Annotated in this window: 24 protein-coding genes; 6 read left to right on the top strand and 18 right to left on the bottom strand. The window is 65.7% G+C overall.

Features of this window, described 5'->3' with window-relative positions:
* Positions 1-33 precede the first annotated feature (33 nt).
* The 5 genes from NWFMUON74_RS19205 to NWFMUON74_RS19185 are packed head-to-tail and all read right to left on the bottom strand — an operon-like array spanning position 34 to position 5,437.
* Positions 34-1,440: an amidohydrolase family protein gene (locus NWFMUON74_RS19205; protein ID WP_187683248.1), complete on the bottom strand. Its 1,407-nt coding sequence runs from the start codon at positions 1,438-1,440 to the stop codon at positions 34-36.
* Positions 1,437-3,032, bottom strand: a complete 1,596-nt coding sequence (locus NWFMUON74_RS19200) for an FAD-dependent monooxygenase (protein WP_187683247.1) — start codon at positions 3,030-3,032, stop codon at positions 1,437-1,439. The genes NWFMUON74_RS19205 and NWFMUON74_RS19200 overlap by 4 nt, the downstream gene beginning before the upstream one ends.
* Positions 3,032-3,925 (bottom strand): alpha/beta fold hydrolase, encoded by an 894-nt coding sequence (locus NWFMUON74_RS19195; protein ID WP_187683246.1) that lies wholly within the window; start codon positions 3,923-3,925, stop codon positions 3,032-3,034. Before NWFMUON74_RS19195 ends, NWFMUON74_RS19200 begins: the two co-directional genes overlap by 1 nt.
* Complete coding sequence (locus NWFMUON74_RS19190) at positions 3,922-4,788, bottom strand: alpha/beta fold hydrolase (RefSeq protein ID WP_187683245.1); 867 nt, start codon at positions 4,786-4,788, stop codon at positions 3,922-3,924. Before NWFMUON74_RS19190 ends, NWFMUON74_RS19195 begins: the two co-directional genes overlap by 4 nt.
* A gap of 34 nt (positions 4,789-4,822) precedes the next feature.
* Positions 4,823-5,437, bottom strand: coding sequence for a TetR/AcrR family transcriptional regulator (locus NWFMUON74_RS19185; protein ID WP_232111187.1), 615 nt, complete (start codon positions 5,435-5,437; stop codon positions 4,823-4,825).
* Between the two features lie 317 nt (positions 5,438-5,754).
* On the opposite strand from NWFMUON74_RS19185, the gene NWFMUON74_RS19180 reads away from it, so the two are divergent.
* Positions 5,755-6,135, top strand: a complete 381-nt coding sequence (locus tag NWFMUON74_RS19180; RefSeq protein ID WP_232110441.1) for a DUF1304 domain-containing protein — start codon at positions 5,755-5,757, stop codon at positions 6,133-6,135.
* Between the two features lie 672 nt (positions 6,136-6,807).
* Here the strand turns inward: NWFMUON74_RS19180 and NWFMUON74_RS19175 are convergent.
* On the bottom strand, positions 6,808-7,692 hold the full coding sequence (locus NWFMUON74_RS19175) for an alpha/beta hydrolase fold domain-containing protein (RefSeq protein WP_232110440.1): 885 nt from the start codon (positions 7,690-7,692) through the stop codon (positions 6,808-6,810).
* A 278-nt stretch (positions 7,693-7,970) separates the two neighbouring features.
* Here NWFMUON74_RS19175 and NWFMUON74_RS19170 point away from each other — a divergent pair, with 278 nt between their 5' ends.
* Positions 7,971-8,630 carry a hypothetical protein gene (locus NWFMUON74_RS19170; protein WP_187683241.1) on the top strand — a complete coding sequence of 220 codons (660 nt, stop codon included), beginning with the start codon at positions 7,971-7,973 and terminating at the stop codon, positions 8,628-8,630.
* A gap of 97 nt (positions 8,631-8,727) precedes the next feature.
* On the opposite strand, the gene NWFMUON74_RS19165 is transcribed toward NWFMUON74_RS19170, so the two are convergent.
* Complete coding sequence (locus tag NWFMUON74_RS19165; RefSeq protein ID WP_232110439.1) at positions 8,728-9,534, bottom strand: SigB/SigF/SigG family RNA polymerase sigma factor; 807 nt, start codon at positions 9,532-9,534, stop codon at positions 8,728-8,730.
* 265 nt (positions 9,535-9,799) lie between these two features.
* Between NWFMUON74_RS19165 and NWFMUON74_RS19160 the strand changes: the two genes are divergently transcribed.
* Positions 9,800-10,861, top strand: a complete 1,062-nt coding sequence (locus tag NWFMUON74_RS19160) for a helix-turn-helix domain-containing protein (RefSeq protein ID WP_187683240.1) — start codon at positions 9,800-9,802, stop codon at positions 10,859-10,861.
* Positions 10,862-10,947: 86 nt separating this feature from the next.
* Positions 10,948-11,121, top strand: coding sequence for a hypothetical protein (locus NWFMUON74_RS19155; protein WP_187683239.1), 174 nt, complete (start codon positions 10,948-10,950; stop codon positions 11,119-11,121).
* A 211-nt stretch (positions 11,122-11,332) separates the two neighbouring features.
* On the opposite strand, the gene NWFMUON74_RS19150 is transcribed toward NWFMUON74_RS19155, so the two are convergent.
* Positions 11,333-12,142, bottom strand: a complete 810-nt coding sequence (locus NWFMUON74_RS19150; RefSeq protein ID WP_187683238.1) for an SDR family oxidoreductase — start codon at positions 12,140-12,142, stop codon at positions 11,333-11,335.
* A 217-nt stretch (positions 12,143-12,359) separates the two neighbouring features.
* Here NWFMUON74_RS19150 and NWFMUON74_RS19145 point away from each other — a divergent pair, with 217 nt between their 5' ends.
* Positions 12,360-13,028 carry a TetR/AcrR family transcriptional regulator gene (locus NWFMUON74_RS19145; RefSeq protein ID WP_187683237.1) on the top strand — a complete coding sequence of 223 codons (669 nt, stop codon included), beginning with the start codon at positions 12,360-12,362 and terminating at the stop codon, positions 13,026-13,028.
* 138 nt (positions 13,029-13,166) lie between these two features.
* Positions 13,167-13,538 (top strand): anti-sigma factor antagonist, encoded by a 372-nt coding sequence (locus NWFMUON74_RS19140; RefSeq protein ID WP_187683236.1) that lies wholly within the window; start codon positions 13,167-13,169, stop codon positions 13,536-13,538.
* A 48-nt stretch (positions 13,539-13,586) separates the two neighbouring features.
* Here the strand turns inward: NWFMUON74_RS19140 and NWFMUON74_RS19135 are convergent, their stop codons facing one another.
* From NWFMUON74_RS19135 to NWFMUON74_RS19090, 10 genes are all read right to left on the bottom strand, one after another.
* Positions 13,587-14,033 (bottom strand): ATP-binding protein, encoded by a 447-nt coding sequence (locus tag NWFMUON74_RS19135; protein ID WP_187683235.1) that lies wholly within the window; start codon positions 14,031-14,033, stop codon positions 13,587-13,589.
* A gap of 264 nt (positions 14,034-14,297) precedes the next feature.
* Positions 14,298-14,513: a hypothetical protein gene (locus NWFMUON74_RS19130; protein ID WP_187683234.1), complete on the bottom strand. Its 216-nt coding sequence runs from the start codon at positions 14,511-14,513 to the stop codon at positions 14,298-14,300.
* A 223-nt stretch (positions 14,514-14,736) separates the two neighbouring features.
* On the bottom strand, positions 14,737-15,687 hold the full coding sequence (locus tag NWFMUON74_RS19125; protein WP_187683233.1) for an acyl-ACP desaturase: 951 nt from the start codon (positions 15,685-15,687) through the stop codon (positions 14,737-14,739).
* Between the two features lie 231 nt (positions 15,688-15,918).
* Positions 15,919-17,010 carry a polyprenyl synthetase family protein gene (locus NWFMUON74_RS19120; protein ID WP_187683232.1) on the bottom strand — a complete coding sequence of 364 codons (1,092 nt, stop codon included), beginning with the start codon at positions 17,008-17,010 and terminating at the stop codon, positions 15,919-15,921.
* Entirely contained in the window at positions 17,007-17,900 is an 894-nt protein-coding gene (locus NWFMUON74_RS19115; protein WP_187683231.1) for a DUF2236 domain-containing protein, read from the bottom strand. Before NWFMUON74_RS19115 ends, NWFMUON74_RS19120 begins: the two co-directional genes overlap by 4 nt.
* Before the next feature lie 75 nt (positions 17,901-17,975).
* Positions 17,976-18,965 (bottom strand): terpene synthase family protein, encoded by a 990-nt coding sequence (locus NWFMUON74_RS19110; RefSeq protein WP_187683230.1) that lies wholly within the window; start codon positions 18,963-18,965, stop codon positions 17,976-17,978.
* A 46-nt stretch (positions 18,966-19,011) separates the two neighbouring features.
* Positions 19,012-20,433: an aldehyde dehydrogenase family protein gene (locus tag NWFMUON74_RS19105; protein WP_187683229.1), complete on the bottom strand. Its 1,422-nt coding sequence runs from the start codon at positions 20,431-20,433 to the stop codon at positions 19,012-19,014.
* A gap of 430 nt (positions 20,434-20,863) precedes the next feature.
* A complete protein-coding gene (locus NWFMUON74_RS19100; RefSeq protein ID WP_187683228.1) occupies positions 20,864-21,481 on the bottom strand; it encodes a hypothetical protein in 618 nt (205 codons plus the stop codon).
* A gap of 396 nt (positions 21,482-21,877) precedes the next feature.
* Positions 21,878-22,117 carry a hypothetical protein gene (locus tag NWFMUON74_RS19095; RefSeq protein WP_187683227.1) on the bottom strand — a complete coding sequence of 80 codons (240 nt, stop codon included), beginning with the start codon at positions 22,115-22,117 and terminating at the stop codon, positions 21,878-21,880.
* 185 nt (positions 22,118-22,302) lie between these two features.
* Positions 22,303-22,785 (bottom strand): GNAT family N-acetyltransferase, encoded by a 483-nt coding sequence (locus NWFMUON74_RS19090; RefSeq protein WP_187683226.1) that lies wholly within the window; start codon positions 22,783-22,785, stop codon positions 22,303-22,305.
* Between the last annotated feature and the right edge of the window lie 250 nt (positions 22,786-23,035).

The raw sequence follows: 23,035 nt of genomic DNA, 5'->3' as shown, positions 1-23,035 counted from the left end.
CGTCGCCGTTGACCGGTCTGTACCGGGCGCGACCTAAGGCTTCGGTCGGCCGTGCGGTTGTGCCTGGTGCCGAAGCTGCCGGCGCACCACCTGCTGCACCACACGTCGCTGCACGCGGGCGAACACGCCCGTGCGGCGGATTTCGCGGAGGATGCGTTCGCCGGATTTCTGCAACTCGTCCATGAGTTCGTCGACCGGCCCGGCGAGGAGGACGTGATCGCGTTTGCGCCAGGCGCCGGCGACCATGACCGATTCGATGTTGGCCGTCGTCGAATTCAGCGCCGCGGCAACCGGATCGTGGGACGGCCACAGATTGAGCATGCGCCCGTCGAGGATCACCAGGTCGGCCTGCTTTCCCGGTTCGATCGTGCCGATCCGATCGGCGAGACCGAGCGCACGAGCGCCTTCCAACGTGGCCCACGACAGCGCGTGTTTGGCTGTGAGCGGCATCTGTGGTGCGCCGAGCCCGGTGCGCTGGTACTCGTGCGCGTGTGCGGTGCCGCGGTGCTGCGCCAGGCAGAGCCGGGCAGCGACGAGCATGTCCCCGGCGACCACGACCTCCGTGTCGGTGCCCAGCGACGGCGCCGCCCCGCACCGCAGCAGGTGGTCCACTACAGCGGTGCAATGTCCCTGTCCCAGCTCGTTTTCCGGTGTCGAGGTGATGGTGGCACCCGCGTCGACCAGTTCCCGGACCGTGTCGTCGGTCAACCCGGTACCGTGCACGATGTTGGTCAGCGGACCCCACAGGCCCGCAGCGCGTACCGCCTCCCAGCCAGTGCCCGGCGCCCCCGCGCTCTGGTGCATCGACGCCAGCACGCCGCGCTCGGTGGCGGCCCGCAGGTCGGCCAGTGCGACATCGGGTTTGGACAACTGCGGTCCCTTGATCGCCATCCCCACGGACAGCTGATCACTCGCACCGATCGCGCCATCGATCAGACGGTCGATCTCGCGGGTGTCGTGCGGACGATCCCTCAGCGCGTGTGGGGTTCCATGGAGGAAGACCGCACGGACACCGGCCTGCTGCAATCCCTCGACGGCGGCGTCGGCGTGCTCCGGCGTGCTGCAGTTGTGACACCAGTCGCCGATCGTCGTGACACCACTGTTGATCTGGCTGACAGCGCCGGCCGCCGTGCCGATCCGCATGTCTTCGGGGCGATAGTGACGTGCCGCCACCCCGTGGGCCTGCGCGAGGTAGTCCGGCAGAGTCCAGTCCGTACCGGCGAACCGCAGAGCGGTCTGCCAGGTGTGCAGATGCGCGTTGACCAGCCCCGGGATGACGATCCTGCCGGAGAGGTCGACGGTCTCCACGTCGTCGGCCCGCAGACGGTCGCCGATCTCCGCGATCCGGTCGCCGTCGATGAGGATATCGATGTCTTCGGCGTCTGCGCGGTGCGGTGACATCGTCACCACCTGCGCCCCGCGCAACAGGATTCGGCTCATTCGCTACCTTCCGACTTCCGGCGAGCGCGACCGGACATCGAGGCTCCCCGCGTGCGGGTCGGTAGCATGCCGCGCGCCGCGGCCTGGGTGATGCCTACGCGATCGTCGCCGATCGCGATCGAAGCGAGGTAACCGTCCGGGCGGATCACGAGCAGCGCCGGACCCGCGACACCGTAGCTGCGCGCGAAACCACCGCCGATGTCGGCGAGGATCACATCGGCGTCTGCGGCGGGTCCCGCGTCCACGGCCACTCGGCACAGCGCGGCGCCGGATTCGGGCCAGCGCAACGCCGTCAGTTCGGCGGCCGCCTCGGCGCCATAGCCGATGACGGTGAAATGCGGGCCCCGCATGATGTCGAACAATCGCTGTGGCCCGCCCACGGCGCTGAGCAGTTTCGCGTCCGGTGCTCGGTCTCCGACCCGGAGGGTGGCCGTGTGTTGGGCATCGTGGGAGGCCAGCGGGCCACCGTGGTAAGAGATCGCGAGCTGGCTTTCATCCTTGCCGCGTTTGATGCTGGAGGGATCGAGCTTGCCGAGCCCTTCGTACTTACCCGTCGACAAGTTCAGCACGCCGGCCGCGATCGGAAGTCGTTCGGCCTCATAGCTGTCCAGCAGAGCCTCAGAGGCGCCGGCCAGCACCTGCCCGAGTTTCCAGCCGAGGTTGTAGGCGTCCTGGAGCCCGGTGTTGAGTCCCTGCGCGCCCGCCGGGGTATGCACATGGGCAGCGTCACCGGCGATGAACACGCGGCCGGATCGGTAGCGGTCGGCCATGCGGATGTTGGGCCGGAACACCGATGTCCATGCGATGGCGGACAACCGGATTCGCTCGTCGCCGGTCTGCGCGCGGATCCGTGCCAGGACGGCTGCTTCGTCCGACGGCGGGTCCTCGTCCGGACGCAGGCGGATCATCCACTGGAACCGGCCGGAGTGTGGCAGCGGACAGGCGCCGACGAACCGGCCACCGGGCGCGGGCCAGACGTGCCAGCGGTCGCGGCGCAACCCCGACACCTCGGCATCGACGAGCAGAATCCGATCCGCCTCGTCGGTGGACCCCGAGAAGCCGATCCCCAGTCCCTTGCGGACCGTGCTCGAACCGCCGTCGGCACCGACGAGGTAGCGCGCGGTGATCTCCTCCGTCCCTCGGGCATGTCTCACCGTGGCCACCACCCGGTCGGCGTCCTGTTCGAAAGCGATCAGTTCGCGGCCGAATTCGACACCGCGGCCCAGAGTTTCCAGCCGGGCGTGCAGCGCGGCGTCGGTGCGGTGCTGCGGTATCAGCCAGGTATTCGGGTAGGGGATCTCGGTCGACGCATCGTGCTGTGCTTGCATGCGCCACGGAATCGTGAAGGGGCCCAGGTGGATTCCCATCAGCGGATAACCGGAGCCGCCGGCCAGGATGTCATCGAGCACACCGAGGTCGTCGAGTACCTCGAGGCTGCGAGGCTGGATGCCTTTGGCACGCGAACCGGCGAAGGCGTGCTCGGCCTGGTCGAGGATCCGCACCGACAGTCCGCGCCGGGCCAGATCTATCGCCAGCGCCGTACCGGTGGGGCCCGCCCCGGCGATGAGCACGTCCACGCGGTCGGCGGCCATCACCGCACCGCCTGTCCCGCACGGCGGGCGAACGCATCGAACTCGGCCGCGACCTCTCCGGGCCGTTCGTAAGGCGCCATATGTCCGCATCTTTCGAGGACGTGCCAGCGGGTGGGAGTGAGCAGGCGGCGCATCTGGTCCATCCGGGCCATGGGGGTGACGCGATCGTCAGCACCCCACAGCAACAGCGACGGCACCGGCAGCCTGCCTACTCGGGCATAGAGGTCCTGCCGTCCAGTGAGGGGGAAGTCGGCCAGCGTCGCGAACAGCGCGTAGATCGAGCCTTCGAACTCGTAGCAGGCGTTCACGGTCGCCGACAGCCTCGCCGACAGCTGCGGATCCCGCACGTTGTGCGACAGGTGTGTGCGCAGCAGGCGACCGCCCAGGTATCGGCCGACCAGTGCGCTGAGCCGATGGTGGCGCAGCAGTTTCGTCGCCGCCATAGGTGGCTCGAGCCCTGCCGGACCAGCGAGGGTCAAGGTGGCGGTCTGTTCGACATGCTGTTCGACGAAGGCGGCCGCGACCACCGCACCCATGGACGTGCCGATGACGTGCCACGGCCCGGTCAAACCCAGCCGGGAAATCAGATCCGACAGCTGGCGGACGAACAGTGCGTCATCGTAGACCGCGCGGACCCGATCGGAATAGCCGCGCCCGTACGCGCTGTAGGCCAGAGTGCGGAAACCTTGCCGGTGCAATTCCCCGGCCAGTCCGTCCCAATAGAACAGCGGAACCGTCAGGCCGGGCGCCAGTACCACCAGCGGGCCGTCGCCCGGACCCGTCAGCTCGTAATGCGTGACGCCGTCGGAGCATTCGACGAAACTACCGCGCAACGGCCTGCGAGTATCCGGATCCAGACGCCGGTTTTCTCCCCGCGCCACGAAATATCTCACGATCGCTCCTTCTGTCCGGCGTGCCCACCGTCCAGGCGGGTGCTCAGGAATTGGCGGACCTGGTCGGCCACCCAGCCGGGTGCCTCTTCCGGCAGCAGATGCCCTCCGCCGTCGTAGACCGCTTCCTGGCTGCCGGGAATGTCCCGGGCGAAATGCTGGGCGTCCATCCCTCCGCTGCGCAGCACCAGAGTCGGGACGGCGATCTGCGTGATCTCCGCGGTCCGGTCGGCCTGCTCGGTGTTGGCGAAGTCGATGAATGCTTGTTGGTTGCCCTCGCGCGTCAACATCGCATACACCCGGTCGACCATGGCGTCATCGACGATCGAGGCGACACCCGCACCGACGGTGGAGCGCAGATTCCGCGCGGTGGCCGAACGGGTGACCAAATGACGCATCAGCACTCTGGTCACCGGGTTCCGCGCCAGCCGCAAACCCAGCGGTAACGACTTGCCCGGATACCCGGTGGCGTTGACCAGCACCAGTCGCTGCACCCGCCGTGGATGATCCAACGCGAAGTTCCAGGCGATGTTGCCGCCGAGGGAATTGCCCACCAGCGAGACTTTCGCGACGTCCAGCGAGTCCAGAAAACCCGCCACCGTGTCCACGTAGGTGCGAATGCGGTAGTCGCGATCACGACGAGGGCCGGTGAGCCCGAAGCCCGGCAGGTCCAGGCGGATCACATCGAATGACGACGACAGCGCCGCAGCGACCTTGTCGAAGTGATGCAGCGAGGAACCGCTGCCGTGCAGCAGCAACACCGGTGGTCCCGCTCCGGCCCGCTTGTAGTGGATGTTCGCGCCGTCGACCGTGGTGAAGCGCGAGTCCGCGTCGATGTAATCGTCGGCTGCTCTCGGTCCCCTCATAATGGCAACAGTGTTGCCGAAATTAGGGGAGGCGTCAAGCCTCGGTGCGCATATCCGCCAGCGCGGTGACGAGCAGTCGCAAACCGAAGCCGAATTCCTCCTCGAGCCGGCCCGAGGGCAGGACATCGGCAACGGCCAGCGTGGCCGGGAAGGTGGCCGGATCGAGCCGACGGTAGAACGCGGCGATCGCCGCGGGCTCCGCCTGCGCCAATCCGTCGTGCGCGGGCAACTGCGCCGCGAAGCCCAGGACGAAACGGGCGATGGTGGCATACGCGCGTGCCGCGGTCACCGGAGAGAAGCCACTGGCCAGCAGGAACTCGAGAAAGCGCTCGCGATGCAGCATCGCGTTCGGCCCGACCGGCACTTGTTCGATGAGCAGTGGCGCGATGCGCCGATGGCGACTCAGAACGTCGAAGAGCCCTTGCGCAGCCGTCAGGCACGCCTGCTGCCAGTCCATATCCCGCACCGCGACGGGATCGAAATCGATCTCACCGAAGATCCGGTCGACCACATGCGCCACCAATTCACCACGATTGGCCACCGCGCGGTAGAGAGTCGCAGTACCGGTGTCCAGCCGCTGGGCGAGCGTGCGCATCGACAACGCCTCGGCCCCCTCCTCATCGACAATGCGCAACGCCGCATCAATGATTCGATCGAACGGAAGTCGCGGCCGCCCCGGAGCGCGACGCGCTTTGCCCTCGGAGCCGGATGGGGTGCTGGAATCGGCAGTAGTCACCGTCCCAGTGTCTCAACAACCGGCCGGGCGGCAGGCCACCGAAATACGAGCGTCCTGCCAAGGGATCGATCGTGGATGCGGTCGGACCGCAAATCCGGGAGCTGCTGAAGCTGTATCCGAAGACCGGTGACTCTACCGTTGCGTCACAGGAGGAGACTCTGAGGAATTGAATACTGCGGATGCCGAGTGTTATCGGATGGTGGTGTGGCGGAGTCTGTGAGGAGGATGCCGTGCTCACGATCGTGCAGATTTCGGCCGCTGTGGCGGCGCTGGTGCATTGTTTCATCTTCGTGCTCGAATCCGTCCGCTTCGCCGATCCCGCAATCTATCGGCGGACCTTCCGCGTGGCCGACACCGATCTGGCCGCGGTCCGGAATTGGGCATTCAACCAGGGTTTCTACAACCTGTTCCTCGCTGTCGGGGCCTTCGCCGGTGTCGGGCTGCTCCGGAGTCGGCCTTCGGCGGGCTGGGCGCTGCTGTTGATGAGTTGCGGTTCGATGCTCGCCGCCGCGGTCGTGCTGGTTGCCAAAGACCGTCGCTTCGTGCGGGCCGCCGCCGTGCAGGGGGTGTTCCCCGCGCTGGCCCTGCTGGCTGCCCTGACGCAGCTCTGACCCGGAGTGGACGGTCAGGGCGACGGCCGATCGAACGGTGGAATCACCGCCGACGCGATACTCGGCCTGCTGGTGGTCGAGACGGGGCACCAGTGCCTTCCCGCTTCACTTCGACACCGGGAGTAGGCATCATGCCCCAACCTCGGCATCCCCTTCCCGCGTGCGGATACGGCAAGCACGCGTCCTGCCGAGCGGCACCAGCCTCGGCGAACACGCCCGAGTAGCCACGGTTGTCGGTGATCCGATCACCGCAAACGGAGTGACGATCGTGCCGGTGGCCCGCCGGATTCGGCTTCGGTGGCGGACTCGGCCGCGAATGGGCCGCCGACAGGGTTGCCTAGGGCGGCGGCGGAGGCGGCGGCATGGACGTACGACCCATCGTATTCATCGAAATACGCGCGAGCACAGCGCGATTCCGCTCGCTGGGCGATCCCTGGACCGAGGTCGTCGCCCCTCCCGCCGCGGGTCCTCGCCAACCTGATGGCGCCGCGCCTGCTCCGCAAGCGAATCTCGCTTCGCCGTGCATGTGCACGCAACTGCTGACCCGCGCATGCTGTGCGCCGGGCGAGGATCTGTCTTCGGGGCCGGCGCCACATCGGGTGTCCGCTCTTCGCAGACGGCGTCGGTGAGGTCTCTGGGGTGGCCCCATACCTGGCGGGCGTCTGCTTCGCGTCAGGGGCGGAGGGCTGCCACGATGCGCTCGCGAGCGGCTTTCGCACTGCGCGTCGGAAGTAGCGGGAAGACATGGACGGCGTCGGGACGCTCGATGAAGGTCACATCGACGCCCGCCGCGCGAGCCTTGTCGACAAGAAGGTGCGCGTCGGGGTTGAGGACGTCATGAGTGCCCGAGAAGAGCAGCATCGGGCCGAGGCCTTGCAGGTCGCCGAGGAGCGGGCTGACTTTCGGGTCGTCGATCGGGAGGTCTCCTGCCCAGTTCTCGGCCAGCACGCGTGTCCCGTCGACCCCGAGCCAAGGGTCGGTGGGGAGCACTGCGGGAATCCTCGGGTTCGACAGCGTCAGCTCCAGCGCCGGGGAGATGAGGACGGTGTGAATGTCTTCGACGCCTTGGTCGCGAAGGGCGAGCGCGGCGGAGAGTGTGATCTGGCCGCCCGCGGAGTCGCCGGCAAGTCGCACATCGCTCTGTTGGCTCTTCAGATCGTGGAAGAGCCGGAGAATGAGTTCGTTCGCCTGGGCGGCGTCTCCGTAGGGCAACAGCTTGTAGATCGGGACGGTGACCGTCACGCTCGCTTCTGCGGCGATCTGCGCGACCAACGCCCAATGCTCGGGACTGATGTCGTGGACCCAGCCCCCACCGTGTGTGTAGAGAACGCTGCCGGTGGGTGTGGTCAGCTTGGGCGTCACGGTGTAGATCGGGTACTCCTCCTCTCGTCTCACGCTGATGGTGACATCGGGGCGGAGTCTCGCCGGTGGATTGTATGACGTGGGCCGCAGTGCCTGGTTCTGTATTTCCGCCGCGGCACCCTCGGCGGTAAAAAAGGGCGCGTTCTTACGGATGGCTCGGAGATAGATCGGGACAAGTCGATCGGGGATGTTCACGGGCTTCCTCCACATCGGTTGGTTTCGCTGCGCGCCGACTACGACGGCTCTGCCGCTTCTTCGCCCGGTCCTCTTTCGCTCCGCCGACAATAACAACCCTGTGCCGCTGAGTGCTCGGTCGGCGGGCTCGGGGTCCGGCGCAGCCGCGAACCGACACCCTCGCGTTCGGCACCTACCTAAGCGAGTAGCGCTGCCCTACCGATGTCTGGGGCTGGGTATTCGAGAGAATCGTCACATCGACCGCAGCGCGAGGGCGCAGGGTAATTGCAGAGGTTTCGATGTTCGACGGATGGTACAAAGAACTCGTCGGGAGCCAGCGGTATCCGATACTGGACCCGTATTCTGATTTTCCTCTCATCACCGAGCTGATACTGACCACCGATGGTTCCACTACGTTGCTTCTTCAAGTTTTGGCCGGATCCCCGATCACGGCGGAACCAGTACAGGTCCGGTCGACAACCGTCGACGATTGCCCTGAGAGACACCAAGTGTTCAGTGACGACGAGCCGGTGGCGGTGCGTCGATCCAAGCTCCGCGACCATACGGGTGCGATCGTCAGCGAGAATCTGATCACCTATCGGCAATGCGACCAGGGCAGCCTCATACCGGCCGAGGGGGTCCCGTTCGGTCTGCACACCCGTCGCATGGGTCTCTACGAACGCCGCCGCATCTTCCGAGCAGGCATCACGCGCGACGCCTTCGGGGCGCTACCAGCGGGTTCCGCGGGCCGAGTCTACGAGATCGTCTTCTCAACCGAGCAGCGAGTGCTGGTACACGAGGTGTTCGCACCAAGCTTGCTGCCGATGCGGGCTGATTCATTCGAACTTCCCGCCGCGATGCGTTCCGATCTTACCGCCCGCAGGAAGTACCTCTCCAGGTTCTACCCCGAGGGAAGGGTGTCACGTCGGTTCGCCTCACTCGGTCCAATCTTCCAATGAAGTAATTCGATCGGCCCGGCAGTCGGCCATATAGTGCGTGATGTCGGCCGTGGTGGCCGTTCTGAGCAGTGCGAACGTGCGGGACCCGGGAAATCCGTCATTGCGGCTGGTCGTACACTTGCCGGTGGAGACCTGACAGGGTCTGGGTGAGCAACCGGGAAATCTGCATTTGCGACACCCCGAATTGCCGGGCGATTTCCGATTGTGTCTGCCCGCGGAAGAAGCGTAGATACAGCAGGCGCTTACGCTCGTCGGGCAGATCGTCGAGCAGGGGCCCGGCGGTGAGCGCCTGCTCGGTCAATAGGTATTTCGGATCGTCGGCGCCGATGGTTTCGACGACCGGTACCGCGCTGTCGTCCGACCCGTCGCCGGGGTGCTGCAACGAGTCGGTGCGGTAAGCATTCGTCGCCAGCAGCGCCTGTACGGTCTCGTTCAGGTCGACGCCGAGTTCGATCGCCAGCTCCACCGCACGGGGAGCCCGGCCCAAACGCTGGGACAGCGCCTCGATCGCCGGTCCGGTACGCTGCTGAATCTCCTTGATGCGTCGTGGCACTCGCAGCGCCCAGGTGTGGTCGCGGAAATGCCGCCGGACTTCACCCATCATGGTGGGCACGGCGAAGGCGAGAAACGATTGCCCGCGAGCCGGGTCGAACCGGTCGACGGCCAGTACCAGTCCCACGCTCGCTACCTGGTACAGGTCGTCATAGGACTCGCCGCGACCGCTGTACCGGCGGGCGATGTGGTCGGCCAGCGGGAGGCACCGCCGCACGATGTCATCACGCAGCACGGTGCGCCGCTCGGCGTCGGGTGCCAAGGCGGCCAGCTCGTGCAGCGCCGAGTCGATGCCGTCGTAGGCGTCGGCCCCTCGCCGTCTACGGGCGGGTACCGAAATGTCGATCGTCAACGTGTCGCCTCCGGCAGCTCTGGGCGGGAAGGAGCCGGCTGGTTGTTCAACCGATGATCCAAGATCGAGTCTGTCAGGCGCACCGGCCGTCCGCCGTGCGGTTGGCGCAGACTTGACCCGTGCCCGGTCCAGAAAGCGAAGAACTCCGCGGCACCGGGCATGATAGGAAGCCACGGGTTCAGCAGTGTGCCTGCACGGTAGGTTCTGCTCTGCCCCGAATCACTGCGGGCACGTGGGCAGTCCTGGATACGCGGGAGGGCCGCTCATGGCTACTGTGGAATTCCACAGCAGGTACTTGGATGCGACCGAGCAGTTCTTGAACAAGCACTACACGACGATGCGGATCGGACGCGGTCCGCGCGCTGCGCCGGTGTCCAGTCGGATCACCCGGGAATCGTTCGGCACGGTCACTCTCGATCGAGTGGATCTCGCGTTCGACATGGTCTACGACGCCGACCCGCTCGGCAAGATCTGTCTGTGCGTAGTGGAGTCCGGCCGGATCGAGACCACTACTCCGGGCGAGACCGCCTACACCTTCGGGCCGGGGGAACTCGGGATACCGACTCCGCCCGATCTGCCGTACTCCGGTGTCGTCCACGACGCTCGCTACACCATCACCATGCTCGAACCCACCGAAATCGAGCGGCTGGCGTCCACGGCCGCTGGTAGCGCGCCGGTGCGGTTGACCGGGCACCGCCCGGTGTCCGACGCCGCGTGCCATGCGCTGATCGATACCCTCACCCATCTGCGCGAAATGGCCACCCGATACCCCGACGGTGTCCCGCCGTTGATCGCCGCGTCCGCGACTCACTACCTGGCGGCGAGTGTGCTCACCGCGTTCCCCAATACCGCGGTCACCGCGGACACCACCGGTGACCGCCACGACGCCCACCCCGGCACCGTGCGACGCGCGTTGTCCTACATGGAAACCCACGTGCGCGACGATATCGCCGTCGCGGATATCGCCGCAGCCGCCTTCGTCACCGTCCGCGCTCTGCAGTTGGCGTTCCGCCGGCACTTGGACACCACGCCGATGGCGTATCTGCGGCGGCTGCGGCTGCACGGCGCTCACGAACAGCTCGTCGCGACCACGTCCGGCGATCGCGCCACGGTCACCGCGATCGCCGCCGAATGGGGGTTCGCGCATCCCGGCCGATTCGCCGCGATGTACCGCCGCCATTACGGGCGGTCGCCCGCCGGAGTGCTCGCCGGCGACACCGGGGTCGTGGGACATCTGATGCCGCAGCCACCGCCGGTGCGCAAAGTGGATGAAAACCATTCGTTTTCCGGATGGGACGGCACTTTTCGGGCTCCCGGGCGCGGGTAGTCACGCTGTGTATTCACACCACGTCGAGCTCGCCGCCCGCAACGTACGGCAGGGCTCGGCGCCGGTAGCCGGAACAGGAGCACACCATGCACGACGATCCCGAACCTCCCGACGAACCTGCGGTGTTCTCCACCTCCGGCAGCCCGATAGTGGTGCACTGGCCCGTGCCCAGCTCCCTCGATCGCTGGTGGGACACGGTGATGGCGCTCGACTCACCGACGCGACCCGACGGACCCGCCGACCGGCGCGAGCGGCTCTGACCCGAGCCCAATCACCGGACCGGAACGAGTTCGTCGCGGCGTGGGCAGACTCGGATTGTTGGGCCGCAATCCCGAATGGACCGCCATCGAGTCGGTTGCTTGCCGGTCGCGGATCGAGCTGGCGGCAACCGAAAATCGACGAGAACACGGAAGCCGACCACGGCGAAGCCGAGTGTCGAGCCCGGCTCGCGGGCGGGTGGGACCTGGGTGGTCAGCGGTGTAGTCCGTAGGTGCGGGCGGTGAGGCGTTCCATCAGGCTGCGGGGGAGTACGCGCTGGAGTGCGTAGGCGGCAGGTGCGTTGCTGCCGATGGCGTAGAGCGGGCGGGGGCGTGGTGCCGTGACAGCGGTGAGTATCGTGCGTGCGACCCGGTCCGGTGTGATGCCCGCGGCTTGTTTGCGGTCGAGTTCTGTCATGAAGCGCTGGAATTCCGTGGTGTGTGGCGAGCCGTCGGCGAGGTATTTCGTGCGTCGTTCGCGGAGTCCGGAATCGACCTGTCCCGGTTCGACGGTGGTGAGCCAGATGCCGTAGGGCGATTCCTCGAATCGTGCCGCGGTGGCGAATCCGCGTAGTGCGGCTTTGGTGGCGACGTAGGAGGAGCGGTAGGGCAGCGGGAAGCTGGCCAGCATCGAGCCGACCATCACCACCCGCCCGGTACCGCGCTGGCGCATGCCGGGTAGTAACGCCCGGGTGAGTGCGATCGGGCCGAGCACGTTGAGCTGGAACAGTCGGGCTACGGCGTCGCCGGGCAGGTCGGCCAGCGGTCCGGCTTGGCTTTCGCCGGCGTTGTTGACCAGGACGTCGACAGTATCCAGCGTCGAGACGAACTGTTCGAGGGAGTCGTGGTCGGTCAGGTCCAAGGCCCGGTAGTCGATGCCCGGCAGGCGGTCTGTGTCCGGGATCGTGTCCGGGTTACGGCTGGTCCCGATCACCTGGAAACCGTGGTCGGCCAGGGCCGCCGCGGTGGCCCGGCCTATTCCCGAGGAGGCCCCGGTGACCACGGTGACGCGTGTTGTGGGCATGTCTCTCCTGATAATTGCTGGGCCGATGACCACGTACAGTGGCGCGCACAGTGAGCGCGCCCTGCGCCCTGTGCAGATCGACGTGCGGATCGTCGTATGCGGACACTGTCATCACCACCCTCCTTGAACGCTGAGGAAATGTTCAGCAATGATGGGATCCTCCGTCAACAATATTCAGAGTTGGAGTGACATTCAGAGTTGAGGAAGGACCTGTCCCGTGAATTCTCCTGCGCGACGCTCGAATCGCGTCGAACGCAAACGGGCACGAACACGGGCGGCGCTGATATCGGCCGCGGCCGAGCTGTTGGCCGGCCCGGGTGGTCTCGATGCCAGCGTGCAGCAGATCGCCGACCGCGCGGACGTGGGCGTGGGCTCGTTCTACAACCACTTCGCCAGCAAGGCGGAACTGTTCGAAGCTGCCATCGCCGAGACCCTCGACAGATACGGAGAATTGTTCGACCAGGCCTCAGCGGGAATCGAGGATCCGGCGGAGATTTTCGCCAACGGCATCCGCATGACGATGCACCTGACCAAGACCCACGCGCAGCTCACCGGAACTTTGCTGACCATCGGTTTCCGACTGATGTCGCCGGATCAGGGCCTCGCGCCCCGCGCGCTGCGAGACCTGCGGCGAGCGGGCGACGCCGGCCGCCTGACCATCAGCGACTACCCCGCCGCACTCGCCTGCACTGCCGGTTCGTTACTCGGCTGCCTCCAGCTTCTCGTCACCGACCCCAGCACCGACATCGACTCCCTCGCAGACACCCTCGCCGTCAATCTGCTGCGCATGTTCGGACTCAGTCTCGACGACGCCCGCGCGGTAGCCACGAAACCGCTGAGAATGTCATCCCTCCCTGCTCGCACACCCACACCATCGAGCCACTGATAATCGCTGGCCACAGCGATGCCCGCCCTCGGATTCGGGGTAGGCAGCGGCTGGCGCAGGGAGCACCCGGCCGTGCATGTTCGATGCGCCTACTTCACACAGCGCGATCACAGCGAGCGGGCCGGATAAGGTCCTGGGGTGAATGAAGGTGAGCGGGAATCGACCTCGTCGGTGTTGCGGGTCGAGGTTCGGATGGTCGGCGCGGTAGCGGTGGTGACCGTCGAGGGCGAGGTCGACGCCGAGAGCGCGGGGCGCATGGCGGCGTCGGTTCGCGAGGGGCTGGATCGCACCCGTGCGGGATTCTGCGTCGTGGATCTGACCGGCGTAGAGCACTTCGGGGCGGCGGGTTTGCAGGCTCTCGCCGCGACCAGTAGGGAGGCCGAGAACCGTCGCGAACCCTTACGTGTGGTCGTCGACGCCAACCGCCCGGTCATCCGACCGCTCGAGCTGTCGGGACTGGAGGAGGTCCTGGCGCTTTATCACAGCGTCGAGCAGGCTCTCGCCGCCTGACTCGCGTCCGTCTCACACCGCGGTCCGGTCGGCCGGGCTGGGTAACCCTCAGGGCTGGTCGGTCGGTGGCATGGTGGACATGGGGGGAACGCGGGGGCGATCCAGCGGCAGCTCGGCCCACACGGTCTTGAACCTGGTGTAGTCGATCACGCCCCACTCGGTGGCCAAGCTGTCGATGACGGTCATACCGCGCCCACCGCTGTCATCGGCTGTGCGCAGGTAGGGCACGCCGGGTCCGCAGTCGTCGACTTCGACTCGCAGCCGCTGCGGGCGTGGTTGCACACGGAACCGGACTCGCCGCGGCGGCTGCCCGTGTTCGATCGCGTTGGTGACCAGTTCGTCGGCGACCAGCACCGCGTCTTCGACCACGACACCGGTCCGGGGAGCGAGCAGCGCGCGTACCGCCTCCCGGATCTGCCACAGCGCGGTGTCCTCGAGATCGAATTCCGCGTCGTGTGCCGGATCCTCGCCGATCGGCCCCAGGGGCGCCCTCATCCTCCACCCGCCCTCTCCGCAACCTCGGGATACCGCCTGGCTACCCACGATCGCAACGCGAAAACTCTTGGGTGAGAAGGCTCTCCGCGCGCTGGATGGCCGCATAGGACGGTTGTCGGGTGAGAATAGCGAAATCGGTGCGCCACAAGGCGCGGCGGGGTCCGCTCGCGACCGGAATTGTCGCCCCTCGCTGCGTGACGCGTTCACCGCGCGGGATCGGCCAGCAAGGCCGCGGCCGTGAGGCGGCGGCCTCGCCGGGACGAACTACCGCTCACACGGCCCTTCGTGGAACGAACACCAGCTGCCGCTGCCGATGGGGACATTCGCGATGAACTGGTGCAGGTAACTCTCCAGGGTCACCGGGCTCTGTACCGGAGATGCCGGTTCGGTCTCGGCCGCGGCGACACCCGCGCCGGAGAGAACTGCTACGCACGTCGCGCAACTTGCCGCGAACACCTTGATGCCGCTGATCTTCACCACACACCTCTTCTCGCTGGACCGGACACGACAACCGGAGGACGCCATCGATCGCACGGGTCCCCCGGAGGTACCGACTCGCACTGCACCCATACGGACGTATAGCACATCGAGGCGGTGTTGCGTAGTTTCGCCGGAGAGTCCCGGGCCGACGCGCGGAGGGCATCACGCGCGTGGGTGTGTGTGACGAAGCGGTCCGCCTGTCCGTCGTCGAGCCTGCGATCTTTCAGGCTCGTGCACGCGCGAGGGCGCGGTCGCGGTGTTCCTCGAACCTGGGTACCTGTACGGTTTCCAGATCGCTGAGGTAATCGGCGAGCCGTTCGCGGGCCTGTTCGCCGCGAGGCCCGAAATCGTTGCGATCCAATATGTTCCAGTGGCGAATGACGGGCTGGAGGACTTCTTCCAGGTGCTGCCGCAGATCGTAGATACCGTGTTTGGCCATGAGCACGCCGTTGCGGCGGAAGTTGGGCATCCCGGCACCGGGCATGCGGAAGTTGCGCACGATCAGGTCGATCGCCTCCATCGCCTGGTCGGGGACGAGGTCCAGGGCCGCGCCGCACATCGTGCGGTAGAAGATCATGTGGAGGTTCTCGTCCAGTGCGACCCGTTGCAGCATGCGGTCGGCAATCGGGTCATCGCACGCGGAAGCGGTGTTGCGGTGGCTGATCCGGGTCGCGAGTTCCTGGAACGAGACGTAGGCGATCGAAAAGAGGAAGCCGGACGACCCGGCGTCGCCCTGCTCGACCGGGGTGTGGAAGCCGGTGGTCATGTGGGCCATGCGGGCGTTCTCCAAGGCGACGGGGTCGACGCCGCGGGTGACCACCAGGTAGTCGCGCAGGACGATGGAGTGGCGGGCTTCCTCGGCGGTCCAGCGGCCGACCCACGTTCCCCACGCGCCGTCGGGGGAGAAGTTCGCGCTGATCTCGCGATGGTAAGAGGGCAGGTTGTCCTCGGTGAGCAGATTGGTGACCAGGGCTGCCTTCGCGACCTCCGGCAGCCGGGATTGTCCGGGCTCCCAATCGGTGCCGCCGAGCATCGCGAAGTTGCGGCCGTCGTCCCACGGGATGTAGTCGTGGGGATGCCAGTCCCGCGCCATGGACAGGTGCCGGTCCAGCGCCTGTCCGGCCACGGGCTCGAGTTCGGTGAGAATCTGCCACTGCGTCAGATCACGTGCCACTGTGGATTTCCGCCTTTCCCAAACAGGCTGGTTCGCCCTCGACAGTTCGTCTCCGCGGCGCGGCCGCGGGAACGCCGTCTACAGTCGCCGCCGCGCGGGATTGCCGGTAGGGAAGAAGGTCCCGACTACTACACAACGTCGTCATCGACACCACCGGATATCCGCAGGCGTCGTCCAGGGCGTGCTCGACGCGCTCCCGAAGCAGGGTGCCGCTGCACCTGGTGCGCATCGTCAGTGGTTCCGGTAGGCGGTGCGGGAGGCGAGATCTCGCAGGGCCTCGCGGACAACCGTGTCGGTCGGTATCTCGTCGGCGGCGCGCACGGCCGCCCGCATTTGCCGTCCGATCCTTTCCTCGATGGCTTTCACCGCACCGGTCGCGACCATTATCTCGCGCAGGCACGCTACATCCTCCTCCGTCACCGTCTCGCGCCGCAGGTGGGCATCGATCGCCCGCCGCGCGACGTCGTCGGCCAGTTCTCTGGTGGTGGCCATGAGAACGGTGCCCTTACCGGCCCGCAGATCGTCACCATCCGGTTTGCCGGTCAGCCTCGGGTCGCCGAACGCGCCGAGCAGGTCGTCGCGCAATTGAAACGCTTCCCCCAGCGGGAGCGCATATCGGGAAAAGGAATTCACGACCACCGGATCGCCGCCCGCCAGAGTGGCGCCCAGCTGCATAGGCCGTTCGATGGTGTACCTGGATGTCTTGTACACGATCACTTTCGACGATCGAGCTATGGATGGATGCTGCGCACTCTGCTCGGCGAGATCGAGATATTCCCCGCCGACGAGCTCGGCAATGGTTCGGGATGCCAAACGGCGGACGTCCCGGCCCTGCGCCAGGCCGAAGACACCGGCGTCGAGCATATCGCGAAACCAGCCCAGGCACAGGTCACCGACGAGAATGGCGACAGCCTCACCGAACGCTGCGGAGTGCCCGCGCAATCCATACCTGCGGTGTAGCTCGGCGCAGTGTCGGTGCATCGTGGGGAGACCACGGCGAATATCACTGTGATCGATGATGTCATCGTGGACCAGAGCGAATGCATGCAGTAACTCCAGCGCGGCCGAAACCTGGACGACACGGTCGCTATCTGTACCACCACCAGCCCGCCAGCCCCAATAACAGAACTCCGGCCGCAGATGCTTGCCGCCGGCGGTGAAGCGTTCGATATCCGCCACGACCGAGCTCCATATCCGGTCATCGCCGACGATATCTCCCAGATGCGCGAACTGTTCACGCAGGAATGTGGTCAGGACCGCGGTCGTCCGCTCCAGATGGGACGCAACAGGATGAGCTGTCGGCGGGGTACGTCGTGCGGTCACGATAATCCTTCATCGCCCGCACGCGCCGAATCGGGCACCCGGTCGGAGTGCGGCCCGATATCTGCGAGCTTGTAGCCGATCGGATAGCCGGGGTAGGTACGCGCTGTCGGTCTGGTCATCAATCGCGCCGTCGTCCGGGGCATCAGGAATTCGGCCAGCGCGTGCGAACGCAGGCCCCCCCTGCTCGCCGCCCGGATGAGCACGTTCGGCTCCGGCTGACCCAATGCCGCGCGGGCCGCCCGGTCCAGCCTGCAGATCAGCGTCTCCGCGAACAACGCGCTGAGCGGACGGCCATACCACGAGGTGTACACGGCGAGCATCGCGTTGCTCAACTCCCGATTGGCCGCGGCGTACCGGAACCTGCGCTTCTCGTAATCCTTGTTGAACTCCAGGAATGATTCGTAAGTGTCGGGCAGGGCGGCGATGTTCATGCGCTTTCCGATCTCACGGAAGAAATAGAACGAGCCCAGCCGCTCGGCTGGCGTCACGCTACGCCATGCCCACTTATCTATCCACCGGATAGGCTCGAAAACGAAGGCCGAAAGTACATACAACATGTCTTCGCCGTCCAGATCCAAGCCGTGATGCGCGCGATTGATCTGTCGTATGGATTGCCTTCCTCTAGGTGAATCATAGCCGTGTGCGACGATCTCGCCGATCAGGATGCGGGTGTCGTCGTATCGCTTCTGTCCCGCTCGGACGAAGTGCCCCGACCGAAGCAGAACCGCGGAAATCTCCGGTACGCAGCAGGTCTTCCATACGGCAACCTCCAGACCGCGACCATAATCCCAGGGAAATTCGACATTCGAATAGATCCGATGGATCTCGTGGCAGTCCTGCTCCGGATCCAATGTATTCAGATATCGGGCGCGCGCGTACCGTTTTCTCACTGATAACTCCAATATTTCGCGCGACTGCGCGATTTTGCAGTGATCCCGGACGCCGCAGACGACTTTGGCGGAAGGCTAGTAGTTCCGGGATGCCTTGCCCTCGACCAGCGATAGGTTGACGCTGGTGTTCCGTTTGGTTTCGAATCGCCATTGCATTTGGCCGCTCAACCAACTGCGCATGTTGTCCACGTGGCCGATCAAGATATCTCTGGTCGGCATATCGGTGTGCTCGAGAGCCCAGCTACCGGCGATCGCAGTGGAAATGTCGGCGAACCGGTCGATGCGATCACGGATCATGTCGCCGACGATGTCCGCCGCCTGCTGCAGACTGATTCTCTTCTCTTCCGCGAGCACTATCACCAGGTTATGGACGTCGCCGAGCGTGTACTCCTTCTCGCAAGAGAACAGGTCGTTCGTCCATAGCACACAGTCCGACAAGGTCTGGTTGAGTTCACTGACGATGGCGGTCCTGTACAGGTGTTCGGGGATCTCCCTGTGACCGACGAGTTCCAGCAGATCGATATAGGGCATGAAAGCACAGGCGCGCATCCGAAGATACTCGTCGACGCCGGGTATCACTCCGCTCCTCCGATTGTTCGCTTCCCAGACACACCGGCTCAGGAACTGGCCGAAGTGCTCACGAAATCTGCGGCGCCAGGTGGGGCTCGCGCGAGCGCAGGTCCTGGTCCAGATATCGGTGTAGGCCCGCGCGAACGGCGAATCGTCGGGTGCGGCAGAGCCGTCTTCGCGTAGCCAGTCGAGTACCCGGTCACAGAACGCACGCAGACGCGGCGGTTCCTCACCGATATCGGTCTCGTCGAAAAGATCGTCGAGTACGAGGTTGCAGCCCATCCAGTCCGCCAGAAGTTCGACCGTCTCCCGATCCGCTCGCGGACATGCTCGGCTGACCAGGATCCCGAGCAGCGACTCGTCGAAGTGCCGTTCCGCCTCGTCCGTGGTCACCAGGCCGAAATGGCGGACGAACCACCGGCAGTGTCGCTCGGCACGCTCGGCGTATGGGTTGATGCTTGCCGCGAAGGGGATCGGAAGACTCGGGAAACGCATTGCTCGCCTAACACTCGAATCGACGTCTGACATTCCGGGTCACCGCTCACCGCTGCAACGACTTGGTCTGCAAATATTCTTCGATGCCGTGACGGCCGAGTTCCCGCCCGAAACCGGACCGCTTCATCCCGCCGAACGGTGCGATGGGATTGAATCTTCCCCCGCAAATGTCTATGTGCCCGCTGCGGATCCGTCGCGCGACCGCGACCGCGTGATCGCGATCCTCACCCCACACCGCCCCGGACAGTCCATAGACGGAATCGTTCGCGATGCGGACCGCGTCCGGCTCGCCGTCATGCGCCAATACGGTAAGCACGGGACCGAAAACCTCATCTTGCGCGATGGGCACGGAATTGTCAGGAGCCAGCAGGGCCGTCGGACGCACATAATAGCCGTGGGTCAGATGAGCAAAGCGCTCCACCCCTCCGTGTACCAGCCGGGCTCCGTCATCGACCGCGGATTCGATATGCGCCAGCACGGTATCGTATTGCTCCCGCGAAACAACCGGCCCCAGCTTCGTATCGGGGTCCATGGGGTCACCGGCCGGGTAACGGTCCATCAGAGTGCACACGCTCTCCAGAACCGGTTCCACTCGCTCTCGCGGAACAATCAATCTGGTCAACGCGGTACAAGTCTGCCCAGAATTGAGCAGGCAACTCTTCACAGTATCGTCGAGGGCCTGACGCTCCGTGTCCGCCGACAAGTCGTTCAGGAGAATGCAGGCCGATTTGCCGCCGAGTTCGAGCAGCACCCGTTTCGGTGCGCGGGCAGCGAGTTCGCTGATCCGGCGACCCGTGACCAGCGAACCGGTAAACGAGACCGCATCAACCAGTTCGTGTTCGACCAGCGCCTCCCCGGTCACCCGGTCACCCGGCACAATGTTCAGTACACCGGGCGGCAGACCGGCCTCGTCGGCGACCTCGGCCAGTAGCAGAGCGTTCAGCGGAGCGAGTTCGCTCGGTTTGACCACAATGGTGCAGCCCGCCGCCAGAGCGGCGGAGACCTTGGCCGCGATCTGATGCAACGGGTAGTTCCACGGTGTGATCGCACCGATCACACCGAGCGGCTCCGCCGATACCAGCGAGTTCCCGACCTCCACTGCCCACTCGATCTCGAGGGCGAGATCAGCAGAATTGCGGAAATCGGCGACGGGCAATCCTGCCTGAATCCGTTGCGAGACGGTCAACGGCGTACCCACCTCGGAGGTAATCAATGCCGCGACGTCGGCTCGACGCCGCTCCAATCCGTCACCGATAGCACGAAGGTAGTTCGCGCGCTCGGCCACCGGAAGCGCCGACCAAGCGGGAAACGCCGCCGAAGCTGCCCGCACCGCACCATCCACATCACCGGCGGACCCTGCCGCCGCGACGCCGATCACACCCTCGGTGGCAGGGTTGAGCACATCGATGCCAGCCCGATGTCGCGAATCCACCCATCTACCGTTGATATAGATCAACCGATCGCGCACGGGTCCTCCTGAAAAGTGTCGACGGTGGGAATGCGACCACCTCGCCAGGCCGGCGAAAACGCCGACAGGCGGTCGAATGCTGCGGCCTGCACCACCGTGTCATGGCGAATCGCGGAACCACGTACCGTCGTGTCGGTATTTTCTAGCAGGAGAACTTTGCGTGTGTCCGACGAATGGTCCTCTGCGGCACCAGGACCGGTGATCTCACCGATTCGGCTGCCTGATATTCGTTCGGCCGTGCCCCGACCGCACCGTATCCGCGCCGAACCGGTCGGCACGGCGGTCGACTGCCGCTGAGAACACCGGGCCATTGCTGCGTAGCCGTCCCAGCACACACAGGAGGAAACCAGCGGTGATCGCTTTCGATGTCGAGGGCTCGCCTTTCGGAGACGACCTCGAATGCACACGCGACCTCGACTGCCGAGGTCGGCTACGTCGAGTGGTCCGGCCTGGGTTCAGCAGGCATTCCGGTCGCGGACCGATCGGTCCTGCGGACCGGCATCATGCAGGTCACGACGATCAGCACGGAGCCGAGCGCGGCGATGGCGCCGAACATCGCCGCGGTGCCGAAGCTGACGCCGGCGAGTTCGCGGACATTGCCGGTGCGGTTGCCCGACAGCAGATCGCCCAGCCCGCCGGTGCCGGAACCCTCGACGAGCGTCTTGAACACCTGGCCCTTGCCGTTCAAATACAGCAGCATACAGAACACCGATAATGCTTGCACCGCAGCCGAACCCAGCACGAGCAGGGCCAGCTCGTCTCTGCCGTCGCGCAGATACAGTCCTACCGCGAGGATCGTCGCGATCGCCGCCGCGGCGGTCAGCACGCCCCAGCCGCCGCTGATGTGTGCCGGATTCGCGCCCTCACCCCAGGCATTGGCGAGGCTCGAGTCGGTCGTGCCCTGCGTCCGGCCGAAGGCGTCGGCCAGGATCCTGCCTCTCGGCCCCTCCGCGATCAGCCACGGCTGGAAGAGCAGGACGGTGGTAACGAGGCTCAGCGCCGCCGCGCACAGGAAACCCCAGTAGACGCGTAGATCTCGGCCGGTCATCACGACATCCTTGCTCCGCTGCCCGCCTCTGGCCGAAGATTCCACACTGCGCTGCGGCGACGTGAAGTCGACTGGGCCATTGTCCTGAGCCTGAGGCCGTATTTCTCGCATTGATCACCCGACAAGCTGAAGCGGAGGGCAAAGCGGCGAAACGTCTCCGAGACGCCGTGTCCATCAGAAGCTGTCTCTCGGCAGCGTACAGGTACCTCGGTAGCCGCGATACCTGACCTGCGCAACGTCGTCGCCTCGAACGACACCGCTGTTGGCGCCGATCTACCGTGAGAAGACACGGTCCCTGGCTGCGCGCGGCCCGTCGCCCGCATTTCCGGGGGCCGTGCCGGCACCCGCGGGATCGCCGTGAGCGGCTCGAGAGGGACTGTCGGTGACGTGTTCACCTCAGGCCTCGTCAGTGCGCAGCGCCGGGTGTCCGCGCCGCAATTTCTCCAGGATCCGCGCCTCCAGGATGTCGATCGCCGCCAACGGCGACCGTGGGTCACTACAGACGAGAGCGGGAAAGTCGACACTGTAGGCGATATACGCACTGTCGGCAGGGGACCACCACACGTCCGAATGGATGTCGAGGAGTCTTCTTTCGACTTCGCCGGTGGAGCCGCCGGAAATCCTTGTAGTTCTCATAGCGCAACTATGCGCGCGTGGGAACGATTGCAACCGATGCCGATGACCTTCGAATCCAGGGACCTTCGTAGGCGATGAGCATCCGGTGGGTGCCCTGTTGCCGGCAATGGATCGGTCCGGCGCCGCTGCCGCGCCCGGCTGTCGACGCCCGTTGGACCGGTGCCGGCCAAACCGGCTCGATCATGTCAGAGGCGAATGGCGATGTGTACGACGCCGTCTTGGCGAGCCGTCTCGAACGGCAGGCCGGAATCGGTGAGCAGTCGCATCATCCTGGCGTTCGACGGCAGAACGTCGGCGACGAGCCGTTGGATTCCGCGGGCGCGGGCCGGCCGAGCCAACTCGTGGAGCAGCCGGGTGCCGATCCCGTGTGCTTGGTCTTCGTGTGCCACGACCAGGGCCGTTTCGGCGGTTCGGCTGCTCGGAAGGACGACGAAGTTCGCCATTCCGACCAGCCGTCCCGCATGAAATGCGCCGACGGCGCAGTGCGTCGGATCGTTCGTCGACAGGCCGTCGGCCATCCGGGCGAGATTTCGTGGTTGGTGACCGAAGAACCGGTAATAGCTGTCCCGCTCGTCGAGCGCCGCGTGCAACTCCACGACGGCGTCGACATCATCGCGATCCAGTTCGCGGAACGTGATCGGCGCGTTGGGTGCGGGTATCGGTGCCATAGTGGGGTCCTTCGTCGCAGTGGTGTCGGCTCGCTCGTCCGGCTGGTCGCCGATGGCGGCACGACCATGTGCGGCCCTCATTGTGTCGCTGCGGGTGTACCGCTGACAGGGGCAACGGGATCGTGTGGTGCGGGGCGGAAGACCTCAGCAGATGGTTGGTGGGCATCGACACGTCGATCCGTATCCGACGGCCTCGAGGTTCGGTGACATTCGACCGTCTCGAATCCCCACCGGTGCCGACCACGGCGTG

This window comes from Nocardia wallacei, assembly GCF_014466955.1.
Lineage (GTDB): Bacteria > Actinomycetota > Actinomycetes > Mycobacteriales > Mycobacteriaceae > Nocardia > Nocardia wallacei.
Note: the sequence above shows the minus strand (reverse complement) of the source record. Positions and strands in the feature narration are given on the sequence as shown.